Below are 1,178 nucleotides of genomic sequence, written 5' to 3'. Positions count from 1 at the left end.
GTTTTATATTGATTATTTGTGAATTTCAAGCCGGGGATGGGGCGGTTGCATTCACGGAAGTGCATTGAAGTGCCTAAAATAACTATTTTTATTTTCTGCCGAGTCATGCAGTTGTAAAAAAATATTTTCAATAAGCGGGCGCTGAGATGTTAATGCATTCCACTTTTGAAGGGTATAGTTCATGAAGCTGAAAAAAATTATTATCGCCTCACTCGCTATTTGTCTGTTGCCATTGGGTGCTTATGCTAAAGATCTTAAAATTGGCGTTTCCATGGCTTACTTCGATGATAACTTCCTGACAATATTACGTCAGGCCATGCAAAACAAAATGAAAGAAGAAGGGAATGTCACTGGGCAATTCGAGGATGCAAAAGGGGATATTGCCCAACAAATTCAGCAGGTAGAGAATTTTGTCAGTCAAGGGGTCGATGCCATTATTCTGAATCCGGTAGATACTCAAGGTGTAAAGCCAATGATCAAATTAGCTGAACAGGCGAAGATACCATTGGTTTTTGTGAATCGCCGCCCTGAAATAACGTTACCAGCTGGTATGGCCTATGTGGGATCAGATTCTGAGCTTGCAGGTCGTCTACAGATGGAGGAATTAGCGAAGCTGATGGGGGGGAAAGGCAACGTAATGATCCTGATGGGGGAACTCTCGAGTGAGGCTACTCGTGATAGAACTCGGGGAGTAGAGAAAGTTGCAGCTCAGTATCCAGATATTCATATCATTGATAAGCAAACTGCAAAATTTTTCCGCAAAGAAGCGGTAGACGTTACCACTGATTGGGTTTTGTCTGGGCAACAAATAGATGCCATTGCATCAAATAATGATGAAATGGCCATTGGGGCTATTTTAGCCTTAAAACAAGCGAAGAAAAATGGCGTAGTAATTGGTGGCATTGATGGCACACCCGATGCGCTTGAGTTTATTAAGAAAGGCGATTTGAATGTCAGTATTTTCCAAGATGCTAAAGGTCAAGGAGAAGGCGCTGTAGATACTGCGATTAAATTAACCTCCGGCCAGAAAGTTGAAAGCAGTGTTATGATTCCTTATCAACTCATCACTAAAGATAATTATCAGGACTTTGCTAATAAAAATAAAAAGTGAAAACAACCTTTTCCCCTGGCTAATAGTTAATTATAAAAACACAGGGATAAGTTAACTTTTTAAGTCA

General features: G+C 40.4%; 1 protein-coding gene. It reads left to right on the top strand.

All coding sequences use genetic code 11. From position 1 onward, the window contains the following. The first annotated feature begins 181 nt into the window (after positions 1 to 181). The gene (locus V2A85_RS23825) at positions 182 to 1,111 is read left to right on the top strand and encodes a sugar ABC transporter substrate-binding protein (RefSeq protein ID WP_372558866.1); all 930 of its coding nucleotides are present in this window, start codon (positions 182 to 184) and stop codon (positions 1,109 to 1,111) included. The last annotated feature ends 67 nt before the right edge of the window (positions 1,112 to 1,178 follow it).

The sequence above is a fragment of the Yersinia sp. 1252 StPb PI genome, from assembly GCF_048593885.1.
In the GTDB taxonomy this organism is placed as follows: Bacteria; Pseudomonadota; Gammaproteobacteria; order Enterobacterales; family Enterobacteriaceae; genus Yersinia; species Yersinia enterocolitica_E.
This window is presented reverse-complemented; position numbering and strand designations above follow the sequence as displayed.